The organism is Buttiauxella agrestis ATCC 33320 (genome assembly GCF_000735355.1).
In the GTDB taxonomy this organism is placed as follows: Bacteria; Pseudomonadota; Gammaproteobacteria; order Enterobacterales; family Enterobacteriaceae; genus Buttiauxella; species Buttiauxella agrestis.
Genome location: NZ_JMPI01000046.1, coordinates 1 through 15,911, shown reverse-complemented (window position 1 = coordinate 15,911; position 15,911 = coordinate 1). Strand labels below are relative to the sequence as shown.

17 protein-coding genes are annotated in these 15,911 nt (G+C 50.5%); 12 read left to right on the top strand and 5 right to left on the bottom strand.

Annotated elements, in window-relative coordinates; genetic code table 11:
* The first annotated feature begins 215 nt into the window (after positions 1–215).
* The 5 genes from argT to hisP all read left to right on the top strand — a co-directional run bounded on the left by argT (position 216) and on the right by hisP (position 4,334).
* Positions 216–998: a lysine/arginine/ornithine ABC transporter substrate-binding protein ArgT gene (gene argT / locus GBAG_RS14200; protein WP_034497279.1), complete on the top strand. Its 783-nt coding sequence runs from the start codon at positions 216–218 to the stop codon at positions 996–998.
* Between the two features lie 295 nt (positions 999–1,293).
* Complete coding sequence (gene hisJ, locus GBAG_RS14195; RefSeq protein ID WP_034497278.1) at positions 1,294–2,076, top strand: histidine ABC transporter substrate-binding protein HisJ; 783 nt, start codon at positions 1,294–1,296, stop codon at positions 2,074–2,076.
* Positions 2,077–2,150: 74 nt separating this feature from the next.
* The gene (locus GBAG_RS14190) at positions 2,151–2,837 is read left to right on the top strand and encodes a histidine ABC transporter permease HisQ (protein ID WP_034497275.1); all 687 of its coding nucleotides are present in this window, start codon (positions 2,151–2,153) and stop codon (positions 2,835–2,837) included.
* A complete protein-coding gene (locus tag GBAG_RS14185; protein ID WP_034497272.1) occupies positions 2,834–3,550 on the top strand; it encodes an ABC transporter permease in 717 nt (238 codons plus the stop codon). The genes GBAG_RS14190 and GBAG_RS14185 overlap by 4 nt, the downstream gene beginning before the upstream one ends.
* A 10-nt stretch (positions 3,551–3,560) precedes the next feature.
* A complete protein-coding gene (gene hisP / locus GBAG_RS14180; protein ID WP_034497324.1) occupies positions 3,561–4,334 on the top strand; it encodes a histidine ABC transporter ATP-binding protein HisP in 774 nt (257 codons plus the stop codon).
* Positions 4,335–4,370: 36 nt separating this feature from the next.
* Here the strand turns inward: hisP and GBAG_RS14175 are convergent, their stop codons facing one another.
* The 3 genes from GBAG_RS14175 to yfcG all read right to left on the bottom strand — a co-directional run bounded on the left by GBAG_RS14175 (position 4,371) and on the right by yfcG (position 6,377).
* Positions 4,371–5,264 (bottom strand): TIGR01777 family oxidoreductase, encoded by an 894-nt coding sequence (locus tag GBAG_RS14175; RefSeq protein ID WP_034497271.1) that lies wholly within the window; start codon positions 5,262–5,264, stop codon positions 4,371–4,373.
* A 22-nt stretch (positions 5,265–5,286) separates the two neighbouring features.
* Positions 5,287–5,646, bottom strand: coding sequence for a dihydroneopterin triphosphate 2'-epimerase (folX, locus tag GBAG_RS14170; protein ID WP_034497269.1), 360 nt, complete (start codon positions 5,644–5,646; stop codon positions 5,287–5,289).
* A gap of 101 nt (positions 5,647–5,747) precedes the next feature.
* Positions 5,748–6,377 (bottom strand): GSH-dependent disulfide bond oxidoreductase, encoded by a 630-nt coding sequence (gene yfcG, locus GBAG_RS14165; protein ID WP_034497268.1) that lies wholly within the window; start codon positions 6,375–6,377, stop codon positions 5,748–5,750.
* Between the two features lie 151 nt (positions 6,378–6,528).
* Here yfcG and yfcF point away from each other — a divergent pair, with 151 nt between their 5' ends.
* From yfcF to yfcD, 3 genes are read left to right on the top strand one after another with little or no spacing between them, the layout of a single operon-like run.
* Positions 6,529–7,173, top strand: a complete 645-nt coding sequence (yfcF, locus tag GBAG_RS14160) for a glutathione transferase (RefSeq protein WP_034497265.1) — start codon at positions 6,529–6,531, stop codon at positions 7,171–7,173.
* Positions 7,174–7,229: 56 nt separating this feature from the next.
* Positions 7,230–7,781: a phosphodiesterase gene (gene yfcE / locus GBAG_RS14155; protein ID WP_034497263.1), complete on the top strand. Its 552-nt coding sequence runs from the start codon at positions 7,230–7,232 to the stop codon at positions 7,779–7,781.
* Positions 7,782–7,838: 57 nt separating this feature from the next.
* A complete protein-coding gene (yfcD, locus tag GBAG_RS14150; RefSeq protein ID WP_034497261.1) occupies positions 7,839–8,384 on the top strand; it encodes an NUDIX hydrolase YfcD in 546 nt (181 codons plus the stop codon).
* Positions 8,385–8,465: 81 nt separating this feature from the next.
* Here the strand turns inward: yfcD and pta are convergent, their stop codons facing one another.
* Both pta and ackA read right to left on the bottom strand, forming a co-directional pair.
* Positions 8,466–10,607, bottom strand: coding sequence for a phosphate acetyltransferase (gene pta, locus GBAG_RS14145; protein WP_034497259.1), 2,142 nt, complete (start codon positions 10,605–10,607; stop codon positions 8,466–8,468).
* Between the two features lie 81 nt (positions 10,608–10,688).
* The gene (gene ackA, locus GBAG_RS14140; RefSeq protein WP_034497257.1) at positions 10,689–11,891 is read right to left on the bottom strand and encodes an acetate kinase; all 1,203 of its coding nucleotides are present in this window, start codon (positions 11,889–11,891) and stop codon (positions 10,689–10,691) included.
* A gap of 335 nt (positions 11,892–12,226) precedes the next feature.
* Between ackA and yfbV the strand changes: the two genes are divergently transcribed.
* The 4 genes from yfbV (at position 12,227) to GBAG_RS14120 (ending at position 15,839) form a co-directional block, all read left to right on the top strand.
* Positions 12,227–12,682, top strand: coding sequence for a terminus macrodomain insulation protein YfbV (yfbV, locus tag GBAG_RS14135; RefSeq protein ID WP_034497254.1), 456 nt, complete (start codon positions 12,227–12,229; stop codon positions 12,680–12,682).
* A gap of 76 nt (positions 12,683–12,758) precedes the next feature.
* Positions 12,759–13,253 (top strand): YfbU family protein, encoded by a 495-nt coding sequence (locus tag GBAG_RS14130; RefSeq protein WP_034497251.1) that lies wholly within the window; start codon positions 12,759–12,761, stop codon positions 13,251–13,253.
* Positions 13,246–13,926 (top strand): sugar phosphatase, encoded by a 681-nt coding sequence (locus GBAG_RS14125; protein ID WP_115627728.1) that lies wholly within the window; start codon positions 13,246–13,248, stop codon positions 13,924–13,926. The genes GBAG_RS14130 and GBAG_RS14125 overlap by 8 nt, the downstream gene beginning before the upstream one ends.
* A gap of 80 nt (positions 13,927–14,006) precedes the next feature.
* The gene (locus GBAG_RS14120; RefSeq protein WP_034497246.1) at positions 14,007–15,839 is read left to right on the top strand and encodes an SLC13 family permease; all 1,833 of its coding nucleotides are present in this window, start codon (positions 14,007–14,009) and stop codon (positions 15,837–15,839) included.
* The last annotated feature ends 72 nt before the right edge of the window (positions 15,840–15,911 follow it).

The window sequence follows — 15,911 nt, the reverse complement described above, 5'->3', positions numbered from 1 at the left end:
ATCCGCTATTTTCCACCGCGAATGCTTTTTCCTCATACCAGACCTGCTATCTTTCATTCTTGTGACAGAGTTGTAACTTTTATTTAACACAATATTGCCCACTTTCTTTCACGCAAGAAAAAGTGGCATGAGAACTGCAACTCTTAAACAGCTACACAAAACAAACACAACACGACGTTACACATAATAAGATAAGTCAAACTTGGGAGTTACGTATGAAAAAGCAAGTTCTCGCTCTGTCTTTACTGCTTGGCCTGAGCGCCACCGCAAGCGTCTTCGCAGCACTTCCGCAGAGTATTCGTCTTGGAACGGACACGACCTACGCGCCGTTTTCTTCTAAAGATGCGAAAGGGGATTTTGTTGGTTTCGATATCGATCTTGGTAATGAGCTGTGTAAGCGCATTGATACTAAATGTACCTGGGTCGCAAGTGACTTCGATGCGCTGATTCCTTCACTTAAAGCGAAGAAAATTGACGGTATCATTTCCTCGCTTTCCATCACTGAAAAACGCCAGAAAGAGATTGCCTTCTCAGACAAACTTTATGCTGCTGATTCACGCCTGATTGCTGTTAAAGGCTCCCCGGTTAAACCGACTCTGGATTCCCTCAAAGGCAAACACATCGGTGTATTGCAAGGATCGACGCAAGAAGCGTATGCCAACGCTGAATGGCGCAGTAAAGGTGTCGATGTGGTGCCTTACGCAAACCAGGATCTGATCTATTCCGATCTGGCTGCTGGCCGCCTTGATGCTGCATTCCAGGATGAAACTGCAGCAAGCGAAGGCTTCCTGAAACTGCCTGCGGGCAAAGGCTATGAGTTTGCAGGCCCATCGGTAAAAAACAAACAGTACTTTGGCGACGGCACCGGTATTGGCTTGCGTAAAGACGACGCTGAACTGAAAGCGGCCTTTGATAAAGCGCTGGCAGATATGCGTAAAGACGGTACTTACGACAAATTTGCGAAGAAGTACTTCGATTTTAATGTTTACGGTGAATAAGTTTATCCCGTAGTCTGTAGCCCGGTTATGCTTTGGCGCAACCGGGCTGAATAGAATTGCAATCCAGTTTAAATTGTCTGCACCCGTTTAGTGCAGTAATTTATCTCTGCACTAAAATGGTGGTTTGCTTGCATCTTGTTGGTGCAAGGTGTTTTTCCTGTTTTGAGATGCGCGGCAATGCTGCGCCATAATGGGGAAAAAACACTATATTGAGATGCATAAATTGGCATGGAACATGCAATTTTATCCGGTTGAAAAGCAATCGCGCATAAAAACAGTGACTTCGAGGATAATTATGAACAAGCAGATCATCGCTCTTTCTTTGGTACTGGCATTTTCCAGTGTTTCCACAGCATTCGCCGCTATTCCCAAGAATTTACGTATTGGTACTGACCCAACTTACGCCCCGTTTGAGTCGAAAAACGCTCAAGGGGAATTAGTGGGTTTTGATATCGATTTGGCAAAAGAACTCTGCAAACGCATCGAAACTAATTGTACCTTCGTGGAAAACCCACTGGATGCGCTGATCCCTTCGTTGAAAGCGAAAAAAATTGACGCGATTATGTCGTCACTTTCCATCACTGAAAAGCGCCAGCAAGAGATTGCCTTCACCGACAAACTGTACGCAGCAGATTCCCGTTTAGTGGTTGCGAAAGGCTCCTCAATTCAACCTACCCTTGAATCCCTTAAAGGTAAGCGTGTCGGCGTTTTGCAAGGCACGACTCAAGAAACCTTCGGGAATGAGCATTGGGCACCTAAAGGTATCGAAATTGTTTCTTACCAAGGCCAGGATTCAATCTACGCTGACCTGACTGCGGGTCGTATTGACGCAGCATTCCAGGACGAAGTTGCCGCCAGCGAAGGTTTCCTGAAGCAACCTGTCGGTGCGAATTACCAGTTTGGTGGCCCGTCAATCAAAGACGAAAAGCTCTTTGGTGTCGGCACCGGTATGGGTCTGCGTAAAGACGATACCGAATTACGTGCAGCGCTCAACAAAGCGTTTGCCGAAATGCGTAAAGACGGAACTTATGAGAAGTTAGCGAAGAAATACTTCGATTTCGATGTTTACGGTGGTTAACAGTCACCAGTGGTTAAACCTGCCCTGAATGGGCAGGTTAAGTTTGTGCAGACACTGACGACAGGATACGCACCATGTTGTACGGTTTTTCTGAAGTAATATTTAAAGGGGCGCTCGTCACGCTGGAACTGGCGTTAAGCTCCGTTATCCTCGCCGTTATTATTGGCCTGGCTGGAGCCGGTGCTAAATTATCCAAAAACCGCCCGTTAGCCATATTGTTTGAAGGCTACACCACGCTGATTCGCGGCGTGCCTGACCTGGTGCTGATGCTGCTGATTTTCTATGGTCTGCAAATGGCGCTTAATGTCTTAACCGATTCGCTAGGCGTTGCCCAGTTTGATATCGACCCAATGGTTGCCGGTATCATTACGCTTGGTTTTATCTATGGTGCCTATTTTACCGAAACCTTCCGCGGTGCGTTTATGGCTGTGCCAAGAGGGCATATTGAAGCGGCAACCGCCTTCGGATTTACCGGCTCGCAAACTTTCCGCCGCATTCTCTTCCCGGCCATGATGCGTTACGCGTTACCGGGCATTGGGAACAACTGGCAGGTTATTTTGAAAGCCACCGCGCTGGTTTCTCTGTTAGGCCTTGAAGATGTGGTGAAAGCGACGCAGCTTGCCGGGAAAAGCACCTGGCAGCCGTTCTACTTTGCGATTGTCGCCGGGATCATCTACCTGTTCTTTACCACGATATCGAATGGCGTATTGCTCTGGCTTGAACGCCGTTATTCCGTTGGCGTTAAGAGGGCGGAGCTATGATAGAAATCATTCAGGAATACTGGAAAGCCCTGCTGTGGACTGACGGATACCGCTTTACCGGCGTGGCAATCACACTCTGGTTGCTGATTTCGTCGGTGGTGATGGGGGGCATTCTGGCGCTATTTTTGGCTATCGGACGGGTGTCGAGCAACAAATATATCGCCTTCCCAATCTGGCTGTTTACCTACATTTTCCGTGGCACGCCGTTGTATGTGCAGTTGCTGGTTTTCTATTCCGGTATGTACACGCTGGAAGTGGTGAAAGGCACTGTGCTGCTCAATGAGTTTTTCCGCAGTGGCCTGAACTGCACCGTGTTGGCGTTGACGTTAAACACTTGTGCGTACACTACAGAAATTTTTGCCGGAGCGATTCGTGCCGTTCCACACGGTGAAATTGAAGCCGGTCGGGCTTACGGTTTCTCGCCATTCAAAATGTATCGCTGCATTATTTTGCCTTCAGCGCTGCGTATTGCGCTGCCTGCGTACAGCAACGAAGTGATTTTGATGCTGCACTCCACGGCGCTGGCATTCACCGCTACCGTGCCGGATCTGCTGAAGATCGCCCGTGACATCAACTCCGCAACCTACCAGCCGTTTACCGCCTTCGGGATTGCTGCGGTGTTGTACCTGTGTATTTCTTATGTGCTGATTAGATTGTTCCGCAAGGCTGAGCAACGCTGGTTGCAGCATATTAAACCAAGCTCAACACATTGAGTGTGCAATGATGACTGATAAAAAATTAAGCGTTACCGACCTGCACAAGCGTTATGGCCAACATGAAGTGCTGAAAGGCGTCTCTTTACAGGCCAATGCTGGCGATGTGATTAGCATTATTGGTTCTTCCGGTTCAGGGAAAAGTACCTTTTTGCGCTGCATTAACTTCCTCGAAAAACCGAGTGAAGGGACGATTGTCGTCAATAACCAAAATATTAACCTGGTGCGTGATACCGATGGGCAGCTGAAAGTTGCCGATAAAAACCAGCTCCGTTTGCTGCGCACGCGCCTGACGATGGTATTCCAGCATTTCAACTTGTGGAGCCATATGACGGTACTGGAAAACGTCATGGAAGCGCCGATTCAGGTGCTGGGCCTGAGCAAGCAAGAAGCGAAAGAGCGTGCGGTTAAGTATCTGGCGAAAGTCGGCATTGACGAGCGCCAGCAGGTGAAATATCCGGTGCATCTTTCCGGCGGGCAGCAACAGCGCGTGTCTATCGCCCGTGCATTGGCGATGGAACCAGAAGTATTACTGTTTGATGAACCGACTTCCGCGCTCGACCCTGAGCTGGTGGGTGAGGTGCTGCGTATCATGCAGAAACTCGCGGAAGAAGGGAAAACCATGGTGGTGGTGACGCATGAGATGGACTTTGCGCGCCACGTTTCAAACCATGTGATTTTCCTGCATCAGGGGTTAATCGAGGAAGAAGGGACGCCGGAAGAGTTGTTTGGTAACCCGAAAAGCGCCCGTTTACAGCAGTTTCTGTCGGGGTCGCTTAAGTAACACCGAAAGTCCCGCCGTTGCGGCGGGACTTAAATATCACCGCACCACATCCCCAAGCGCCTCTTCCAGATCATACCAACGGAAGCCAAACCCGGACTCTTCGAGCCGTTTAGGCAGTGCTCGTTGCCCGCCTAACACCAACACCGAAGATTCACCCATCATCAGTCTGACCGCCGTAGCTGGGGCGCGCATAAACGCCGGCCGTTTCAGCACATGGCCCAGCGCGTGAGAGAATTGTTCGTTGCGAACCGGGTAGGGCGAAACCATATTGAACGGCCCGCGCAAATCGTTATCCAGCAGCCACAAAATGCCATTCACCATATCATCGATATGAATCCACGCCAGATACTGTCGTCCGTCGCCCATCGGGCCGCCCAGACCCAGGCGGAATATCGGTAATAGTTTACCCAAAATCCCGCCTTTTGGGGCTAACACTACGCCAGTGCGCAGCAGGCAGACACGTGTTTGCTCGCTCTGTGCGCCGCAGGCGATTTGTTCCCAGCGGGCGCAGAGCTTATGGGTAAATTCATTGTGCGGCGGTTCATCTTCGTTAACGACCACTTCGCCGAGGTCGCCGTAATATCCAGCGGCAGACCCGGAAATAAACACCGCAGGCGGCGTCTGGCTTGCTTTAAACATCTCCACCAGGCGCTCGGTGATTTGCCAGCGGCTTTGGCAAAGGCGCTGTTTTTGTGATTCCGTCCAACGTTTGTCGGCAATCGGTTCACCTGCGAGATTGATTACCGCACCAAAACCATCGAGATTGTTATGCTCACTCAATCCTTTCCACAGCGTGACTTTGGGATCAAATAACGCCCTGGCTTTGTCGGGGGTGCGAGTCACAACGGTCACTTCATGCCCCAATTCCAACAAGCGCGGTATCAGATGGCTGCCAATCAAGCCGGTTCCGCCGGTAATCAGTATCTGCATGCTCGTCTCCAGCTGTTTTTGTCTACCTCTGCCAGCTCATGGTCATAGAGACCGAATCGGCGTAACGCAGCGCATGTAGTTTATCGATTTCTACTTCAGCATAAGATACCCACGGATGATCGCATGCGATGTCGAGCACATCCTGAGTTAATTTTTCCAGCAGTGAGAAACGATTATTCTCAACCAACTGGATGATTTGCTTAGTGATGGTGCGGTAATTCAGTGCGTCGTTGATGTCTTCACTGGCGCGAGCTTTCTCTGCCGGATAATGAATTGCCACATTAATGACAATATCCTGGCGGTTGGAAATCTCTTCATCTTTGATGCCGATAAAAGTGCGCAGGCGTAAGTTTTTGATTCGAATAATTGCGTCTGGCGACATTGCAGGTTTCCTTTATGTATCTATTTCTGGTTATTTCCTGTTGCAGACTATACCCAAAAGAGATGAGGAAAAACATTGCGCCCATCGCGGGCGCACGGATGTTAGCTTTTCTGAGCCTGCTCATAGGCCCGTTCGGTTGCCGGGCGCGAACGAATACGTTCAAACCAGTTTTGCACCGCCGGGAAATTCGCCAGATTAATGCGCTGGCGCTCATGAGAAACCGTCCACGGGTAAGTGGCGATATCGGCAATACTGTATTCATTGCCGCCCAGCCATGGGGTTTTCTCGAGCTGTTTGTTGAGGACACCATACAGACGCTGAGTTTCCACCTGGTAACGTTCAATGGCGTAAGGAACGGGCTGAGGCGCGAAGTGATTGAAGTGATGATTTTGGCCGAGCATTGGGCCAAACCCTCCGACTTGCCAGAACAACCATTGCAGCGTGTGGGTGCGTTCACGCAGATCTTTGCTTAATAGCTCGTTGGTTTTTTCTGCCAGATAAAGCAGGATTTCGCCTGACTCAAAGATACTCAGTGGGCCGCCGCCGTCTGCCGGATGGTGGTCGATTATCGCCGGGATTTTATTGTTCGGTGAAATCGCCAAAAAGGCAGGCTGAAACTGATCTCCTTTGCCAATATCTATACGGCGAAGGGTGTAATCCAGCCCTGTTTCTTCCAGAAAAAGCGTGATTTTGTGGCCGTTTGGTGTCGGTGCATAGTAAAGGTCAATCATGTTATGCCCATCCTGATGTCAGCATTTTTCGTAAACCTATGGAGTATAGACTTTTTGAAAAACTTGCCGGGTGGATGAGTTTTGTTCAAGTGACAGAATTCATCTTCCGCTATATGTTCAATAACCTGGAAAGCTAAATTATGGGGATGTTATGAGCCAGCCGACAATCACACTTTGGTCAGACGCTAACTTTTTTAGTCCGTATGTCATGTCCGTTTATGTTGCACTGAAAGAGAAAGGTTTGAGCTTTACTCTGCAAACGGTTGATTTAAACAGCGGGCAAAATCTGCAACCAGGCTGGAAAGGATATGACCTTACGCGACGCGTTCCGGTGCTAGCGGTCGATGACTTTTTGCTGACTGAATCCTCCGCCATTGCTGAGTATCTGGAAGACCGTTTCGCGCCTCCTACCTGGGAGCGTATTTATCCCCATGATCTCGAAAAACGCGCTCGGGCCAGACAAATTCAGGCATGGATACGCAGCGATTTAATGCCCATTCGTGAAGAACGCTCAACCGACGTGGTTTTTGCCGGCGTGAAGAAAGCCCCTCTGACCGAGAAAGGGCAGGCGGCGGCGCAAAAACTCATCGCGGCCGTAGAAAATTTACTCCCCGTCGGCCAGCAAAATCTTTTTGGCGAATGGTCGATTGCTGATACCGATTTGGCACTGATGCTTAATCGCTTGATTCTCAATGGCGATGAGGTTCCGGAGCGTTTGCAGGAGTATGCCGCGTTCCAGTGGCAGCGAGCATCCGTGCAGCGTTTTCTGGCACTTTCCGCAAAGCATTCTGGCTGATTAGCCTCATAATTCGTTATGATAATTTTGCTTATCACTAACAGGAATGTGGTTTTATGAAGCTGATGTTTGCCTCCGATATTCATGGTTCGCTACCCGCAACCGAGCTGGTGCTGGCTCATTTTGAACGCAGCGCTGCTAAATGGCTGATATTACTGGGAGATGTATTAAATCACGGGCCACGTAATGCTTTGCCGGTGGGTTACAATCCAGGTGCCGTTGCGGAGCGCTTTAACAGCATTGCCGATAAAATTATTGCAGTGCGCGGCAACTGTGACAGCGAGGTGGATCAGATGCTGCTACATTTTCCGATTACAGCCCCCTGGCAACAGATATTGATGGCCGAGCAGCGTTTATTTATCACTCACGGCCATTTATATAATCCCGATAAATTGCCGCCGCTGGCAGAAAATGATGTGTTGGTTTTTGGTCACACTCATCTGCCATTGGCTGAAAAGCAAGACTCGATATATCTGTTCAATCCTGGCTCCGTGAGTATCCCCAAAGGTGGGTTTGAAGCGAGTTACGGGATGCTAAACGATGGTGTTCTGAGCGTTCACGCACTGAATAACGATGGGGTTATTGCACAGGTCGAGATTACCCCGTAACTTACCGCTTGTTAGACGAATCACGCGCCAAAGAGCGCCCTATATAAGGTTTCCCCAATGGCGGAACAGAGTCATTTTGTTGGCATGGAATGGGTAGACATTGTCAGTGAAGACAATGAAGTCATCGCGCAGGCAAGTCGTGAGCAAATGCGTGCGCAGCGCTTGCGCCATCGCGCGACTTATATCGTCGTGCACGACGGTATGGGCAAAATCCTGGTGCAACGTCGCACTGAGACAAAAGATTTTTTACCGGGCATGCTCGACGCAACTGCGGGTGGCGTGGTTCAGGCTGATGAACAATTACTGGACTCGGCTCGTCGCGAGGCAGAAGAAGAGTTGGGCATTGCCGGTGTACCGTTCGCAGAGCATGGGCAATTCTACTTTGAGGATGCCAACTGCCGCGTTTGGGGAAGCTTGTTTAGCTGCGTATCACACGGCCCGTTTGCGTTGCAGGAAGATGAAGTCAGCGAAGTGTGCTGGATGTCCCCTGAAGAAATTACCGCACGTTGTGATGACTTCACGCCTGACTCTCTGAAAGCCCTGGCTTTGTGGATGACACGCAACGCTAAAAATGAATCCCAACATGCCGCTGCTGCGGAGTAATTGATTCGGTTTTTCTTGGAACATCGCCAATAAAAAAGGCCGCTAATGCAAATTAGCGGCCTTTTTGCTTCTCAGCAGAAATTAGTCTTGTTGAGAAGACTGAATCGCAGTCAGAGCGATGGTGTAAACGATATCGTCTACCAGTGCGCCACGAGACAGGTCGTTAACGGGTTTACGCATACCTTGCAGCATTGGCCCGATGGAGATCAGGTCTGCTGAGCGCTGTACCGCTTTATAGGTGGTGTTACCGGTGTTCAGGTCTGGGAAAATGAACACGGTAGCGCGACCTGCAACCGGTGAGTTTGGCGCTTTGGATTTAGCAACGTCAGCCATAACCGCGGCGTCGTACTGCAACGGACCGTCGATGACCAGGTCAGGACGTTTTTCTTGAGCAATACGTGTAGCTTCACGTACTTTCTCAACGTCGCTACCCGCACCAGAAGTACCGGTGGAGTAGGACAGCATTGCAACACGTGGGTCGATACCGAATGCAGCAGCGGAATCCGCAGACTGAATAGCGATTTCTGCCAGTTGCTCAGCAGTTGGATCTGGGTTGATCGCGCAGTCACCGTAAACATAAACCTGTTCTGGCAGCAGCATGAAGAACACAGAAGAAACCAGAGAGCTACCTGGTGCAGTTTTGATCAGCTGCAACGGAGGACGAATGGTGTTCGCTGTGGTGTGAACCGCACCGGAAACCAGGCCGTCAACTTCGTCTTGCTCAAGCATCAAAGTACCCAGCACCACGTTGTCTTCCAGTTGCTCACGCGCAACGGCTTCGGTCATGCCTTTGCTCTTACGCAGCTCAACCAGACGTGCAACGTAGCTTTCGCGAACCACTTCTGGATCAACGATTTCGATGCCAGCACTCAGTTCAACGCCTTGCGCAGCAGCAACGCGGGTGATTTCATCCGGGTTACCCAACAGCACGCAAGTTGCAATACCACGTTCAGCACAGATAGATGCCGCTTTCACGGTACGTGGCTCTTCGCCTTCTGGCAGCACAACACGTTTACCGGCTTTACGAGCAAGCTCGGTCAGCTGGTAGCGGAATGCTGGCGGAGACAGACGACGGCTACGCTCGGAAGTTGCAGTCAGAGATTCAATCCAGTTTGCATCAATGTGGCTAGCCACATATTCCTGCACTTTCTCGATACGCTGATGGTCGTCAGTTGGGACTTCCAGGTTGAAGCTTTGCAGGCTCAGGGAGGTCTGCCAGGTGTTGGTATCAACCATGAACAGCGGCAGGCCGGTGGCGAATGCACGCTCACACAGTTTGCTCACGCGCGGATCCATTTCGTAACCACCGGTCAGCAGAACGGCACCGATATCCACGCCATTCATTGCTGCCAGGCACGCTGCAACCAGCACATCTGGACGGTCTGCGGAAGTAACCAGCAAAGAACCTGGACGGAAGTGTTCCAGCATGTGCGGAATGCTACGCGCACAGAAGGTCACAGACTTCACGCGACGGGTTTTGATGTCGCCTTCGTTGATGATGGTTGCGTTCAGGTGACGCGCCATATCAATTGCACGAGTGGCGATCAGATCAAAGCTCCATGGCACACAGCCCAGAACTGGCAGCGGGCTGTCAGCGAACAGTGCTTTAGGATCGATGTTAGCGATGCTCGCTTTAGTGGAGTCATCGAAAATTTCAGACAGATCAGGACGGGTACGACCCTGCTCATCAACTGGGGCATTCAGTTTGTTAATGATAACGCCAGTGATGTTGGTGTTTTTGCTACCACCGAAGCTGCTACGAGCCAGTTCAATACGTTCTTTCATCTGCTCTGGGGAGTTGTTACCCAGGGACATCACGAAGACGATTTCAGCGTTCAGCGTTTTAGCGATTTCATAGTTCAAAGACTGAGCAAACTGGTGCTTACGAGTCGGAACCAAACCTTCTACCAGAACCACTTCAGCGTCTTTGCTGCTGGCGTGGAAGTTGGCGATGATCTCTTCCATCAGCACGTCTTGTTGGTTGCTCGACAGCAACGACTCAACGTGGTTCATGTGCAGTGGCTCAGCAGTAGGGATGCTGGAGTTAGCACGAACGATGCTAGTGGTTTGATCTGGAGTATCGTCACCCGTGCGTGGTTGAGCGATAGGTTTGAAAACGCTTAGGCGAACGCCTTTTTGTTCCATAGCACGGATAACACCCAGGCTGACGCTAGTCAGGCCGACGCTAGTTCCGGTAGGGATCAACATAATTGTACGGGACACGGTATAACCTCTTTGTTGCACAAGCGGGGCTTGTGAGACTCAGAAAACAACACCGCCAGCGAAGGCTGGCGGTAAGGAGAATCAAGCGGTCAGGCGAGATGCATCCTGAGCGATAACCAGTTCTTCGTTGGTCGGAATGACCACCGCAGCACGGGTACCCTCTTTGTTGATGAAGCCTGATTTGCCAAAGCGCGCAGCCAGGTTGCGTTCGTGGTCAACTTCGAAGCCCAGAACACCCAGTTTGCCCAGAGACAGTTCACGTACCATTGCTGCGTTTTCACCGATACCACCAGTGAACACAACTGCATCCAGACGACCGTCCATCAGCGCAGTGTAAGAGCCGATGTATTTAGCCAGACGGTGACAGAACACGTCCATAGCACGTTTAGCATCTTCTTTAGTGGTGTAGTTGTCTTCAACATAACGGCAGTCGCTGGTGACTTCAGTCAGACCCAACAGACCAGATTCTTTTGTCAGCATTTTGTTGATGTCATCAACGCTCATGCCCAAAGAGTCATGCAGGTGGAAGATAATCGCAGGATCGATGTCACCAGAACGGGTGCCCATTACCAGGCCTTCCAGTGGAGTCAGACCCATAGAGGTGTCTACACACTTGCCGTTACGAATAGCAGAAACGGAACCGCCGTTGCCCAAGTGGCAAGTGATAATATTCACTTCTTCCACTGGCTTGTTCAGCATTTTCGCGGCTTCTTGAGTCACATAGTAGTGGCTGGTGCCGTGTGCGCCGTAGCGACGAACGCCGTGCTCTCTGTACAGTTTGTACGGCAGAGCATAGAGATAAGATTCTTCTGGCATGGTCTGATGGAACGCGGTGTCAAACACAGCAACGTTTTTATCAGCCAGTTTAGGGAAAGATTTCAATGCTTCAGCAATACCGATCAGGTGTGCCGGGTTATGCAGAGGTGCAAAAGAAGCAGTATCTTTGATACCCTGAATCACGGTCTCGTCGATAACGACGGAGCTGGTGTACTTCTCGCCGCCGTGAACAACACGGTGGCCGATAGCAGTCAGCTGCTCGGACAATTCAGGTTTTTGTGCCAAAATGGTATTAACCATAAAGTTCAGAGCTTCGCTGTGAGCGGCGCCTGCACCCAAAGCCGCTTCTTGTTTACCGCCATCCATTTTCCACTTGATACGTGCTTCAGGAAGATGGAAACATTCGGCTAAACCAGAGAGGTACTCGTCACCGTTTACAGCATCAATAATTGCGAATTTCAGTGAAGAGCTACCGCAGTTCAGAACCAGTACTAGCTTACTCGACATGGAAGTACCTACTTTTATACGTGGCTAAAAAAACGTCATTTAGTCTCTCAGCGTAGCGCATGATGAGACAGACATTTATGATTAACGTCATGCCGAAAGCGTTTTTTTGGCATGACGAAGAAATACTCTAGAGTTTACGCCATATTGCGTGATATTTCGGCATTGGCGAACTGAGCAAAAAATTGACAACCTGCGGTTTCCCTTCTACGGCCATCAAGGCCGGCACAGGATACCTGATTGCTATGGTTAAAGACAAAAGATTTTGAACCATGTAATTTAGAGTTGTTAAATTGCACAAAAATTTTATTTTTTATATGTGAAGTTGAGGTAACGTCATGTCGACACCCCAAAACAGCCACGCAAGCTGGTTCAGTATGTTCAGTCGCGGGCAGCATTATTCTAAGACCTGGCCTGTCGATAAACGCCTCGCGCCGATCTTCGTTGAAAACCGCGTTATCCGCGCCACGCGCTTTGCCATCCGCTTTATGCCTCCGCTCGCTGTCTTTACGCTGACCTGGCAAATTGCCCTTGGCGGCCAACTTGGCCCCGCCGTCGCTACCGCATTGTTCGCCTGTAGCCTGCCGATGCAAGGTCTATGGTGGTTAGGAAAACGTTCCGTCACACCGCTGCCGCCATCCATTCTTAATTGGTTTTACGAAGTGCGTGGCAAACTACAGGAAGCCGGACAGGCGTTATCGCCGATTGAAGGCAAGCCTGATTACCAGGCGCTGGCGGAAGTTCTTAAACGTGCGTTCAAGCAGTTGGATAAAACTTTTCTTGATGATTTGTAAAATCCCTGCCGTTTCGCATATATAGAAAGGATTATTTTTCGTAGGGCAATCTACCCTGCGCAACAGGAGCTAAGAAATGGAAATGACTAACGCCCAGCGACTGATTTTATCTAATCAGTACAAAATGATGACCATGCTCGATGCGGACAACGCCGAGCGTTATCGTCGCCTGCAAACGATCATTGAGCGTGGCTATGGCCTACAAATGCGTGAGCTGGACAGGGAGTTTGGCGAGCTGACAGAAGAAACCTGCCGCACGGTTATCGACATCATGGAGATGTACCACGCGCTGCACGTCTCCTGGACGAACCTGAAAGACAACCAGCAAATCGACGAGCGTCGCGTCACTTTCCTGGGCTTTGATGCGGCCACAGAAGCACGTTTCCTGGGTTACGTTCGTTTCATGGTGAATATTGAAGGCCGTTACGCGCATTTTGATGCGGGTACGCACGGCTTTAACGCGCAGACCCCAATGTGGGAAAAATACCAACGGATGTTGAAAGTGTGGCAGTCATGCCCACGTCAGTATCATTTAAGTGCGAACGAGATCGCGCAAATTATTAATGCCTGAGGGGAGACTTGTCGTGAAGTGCAAAGGTTTCTTGTTTGATTTGGATGGGACTCTGGTTGATTCCCTGCCAGCAGTCGAGCGTGCATGGATTAACTGGGCAAAGCGTTTCGATATTTCCCCGCAAGAAGTATTGGGCTTCATTCATGGCAAACAGGCGATTACTTCGCTGCGTCACTTTATGGCGGGTGCCTCTGAAGAAGAGATCCAGCAAGAATTCTTGCGTCTGGAAAAAATTGAATCCGAAGACACCGACGGTATTGTCGCTTTGCCTGGCGCTGTTGAACTGTTGACTCACCTGAACGAAGCAGGCATTCCATGGGCCATCGTGACTTCGGGCTCGTTACCGGTCGCCTCTGCTCGCCGTGCTGCTGGTGGGCTACCCGCGCCAGAAGTGCTGGTGACTGCTGAACGTGTAGCGCGTGGAAAACCTGAGCCAGATGCTTACCTGCTCGGTGCACAATTACTTGAGCTTGAGCCTGAAGAGTGCGTGGTGGTGGAAGATGCCCCTGCGGGGGTGCTTTCAGGTCTTGCAGCGGGTTGTCACGTTATTGCGGTCAACGCCCCGGCAGATACGCCGCGCCTTGCACATGTCGATTATGCATTGCACTCGTTAACTGAGTTGCTGGTGCAGAAGTTGCCAGACGGTACAGTCGAAGTGCTTAGAAAACACTAAACACATGATTTAGCCCCGCGATAGCGGGGCTTTTTTATGGCAAGATTTTTACCCCCTGAGACAACCACAAAGGAATTGTTTTGAACTCAGAATTGATTTGGGTCTTATCGCTATTAGCGATTGCGGTAGTGTTATTCGCCACCGGCAAAGTGCGTATGGATGCGGTTGCTTTGCTTGTCATTATTGCGTTTGTCCTCAGCGGTACACTGACTCTTAGCGAAGCCTTTTCTGGTTTTAGCGACCCCAATGTTATTTTGATTGCAGCGCTTTTTATCATTGGCGATGGACTCGTTCGAACCGGTGTTGCCACAAAAATGGGCGCCTGGCTGGTTGATGTCGCGGGCAGCAGTGAAACGAAAATGTTGGTTTTGCTGATGTTAACGGTGGCGGGCCTCGGCGCGTTCATGAGTTCAACGGGCGTGGTAGCAATATTTATTCCCGTGGTTCTCAGTGTTTCAATGCGCATGAAAACGTCACCATCACGCCTGATGATGCCGCTGAGTTTTGCCGGGTTGATTAGCGGCATGATGACGCTTGTCGCCACGCCACCAAACCTGGTGGTAAACAGTGAACTGCTGCGCGAAGGTTTGCAGGGTTTCCACTTCTTTAGCGTGACGCCAATTGGCCTGGTCATTTTGCTGTTGGGTATCGGCTATATGCTGATCGCGCGGTTTGCATTAAACGGGCAGAAAAAAGATGACGGCAGACAAGACTGGCGACGCCGAACTTTCCGCGATCTGATCAAAGATTATCGGCTGACGGGGCGTGCGCGTCGTCTGGCGATTCGCCCTGGTTCGCCAATGGTGGGTCGCCGTCTTGATGATTTAAAACTGCGTGAGCGTTATGGTGCCAATGTTATTGGCCTTGAGCGTTGGCGTAAATTCAGACGGGTTATCGTCAATGTTACGGGCGTCACTGAATTTCGCGCGCGCGACGTGCTGTTGATTGATATGTCTGCTTCTGAAATCGATCTGCGCGAGTTTTGTAGCGAACAGATGCTTGAGCCGATGGTGCTGCGTGGTGAATATTTTTCAGATCAGGCGCTGGATGTGGGGATGGCGGAAGTCTCGCTGATCCCTGAGTCTGAGTTAATCGGGCAAACGCTGCGCGAAATCGGCTTCCGTACGCGCTACGGTCTGAATGTCGTCGGGTTACGCCGTAATGGCGAAGCGATGGAAGGCTTGCTGGTGGATGAAGCTTTACAACTTGGCGATATCTTGCTGGTGGTTGGCGACTGGAAACTGATCAGCCAATTGCAACTCAAAGGCCGCGATTTCCTGGTGCTTAACTTACCTGTGGAAGAGGGTGAAGCCTCGCCTGCGCATAGTCAGGCTCCGCACGCTATTTTCTGCCTGGCGTTGATGGTTGCGCTGATGCTGACCGATGAAATCCCCAATACCATTGCCGCTATTATTGCCTGTTTGCTGATGGGTAAATTCCGCTGTATAGATATGGAAAGTGCTTATAAAGCGGTGCATTGGCCAAGCATCATCTTGATTGTCGGCATGATGCCGTTTGCTCTTGCGCTGCAAAAAACGGGTGGGGTGAACTTGATTGTGGATGGTTTGATGCGTCTTGGGGGCGGCTACGGCCCGCACATGATGCTGATCTGCCTGTTCGTGATGTGCGCTGCAATTGGGCTATTCATCTCCAATACCGCCACCGCCGTGTTAATGGCGCCTATCGCGCTGGCGGCGGCAAAATCAATGGGGGTTTCGCCTTATCCCTTTGCGATGATTGTCGCACTTGCCGCCTCTGCTGCGTTTATGACTCCGGTATCTTCACCGGTTAATACGCTCGTTCTGGGGCCGGGAAATTATAAGTTCAGCGATTTTGTGAAGATGGGTGTGCCATTTACGGTGATTGTGATGGTTGTGAGCGTGGTGATGGTGCCGATGCTATTTCCGTTTTAACTAGCTAAAACAACCCTCACCCCGGCCCTCTCCCTGATGGAGAGGGGGAAAACCGGAGAATCCCCCCTCCTG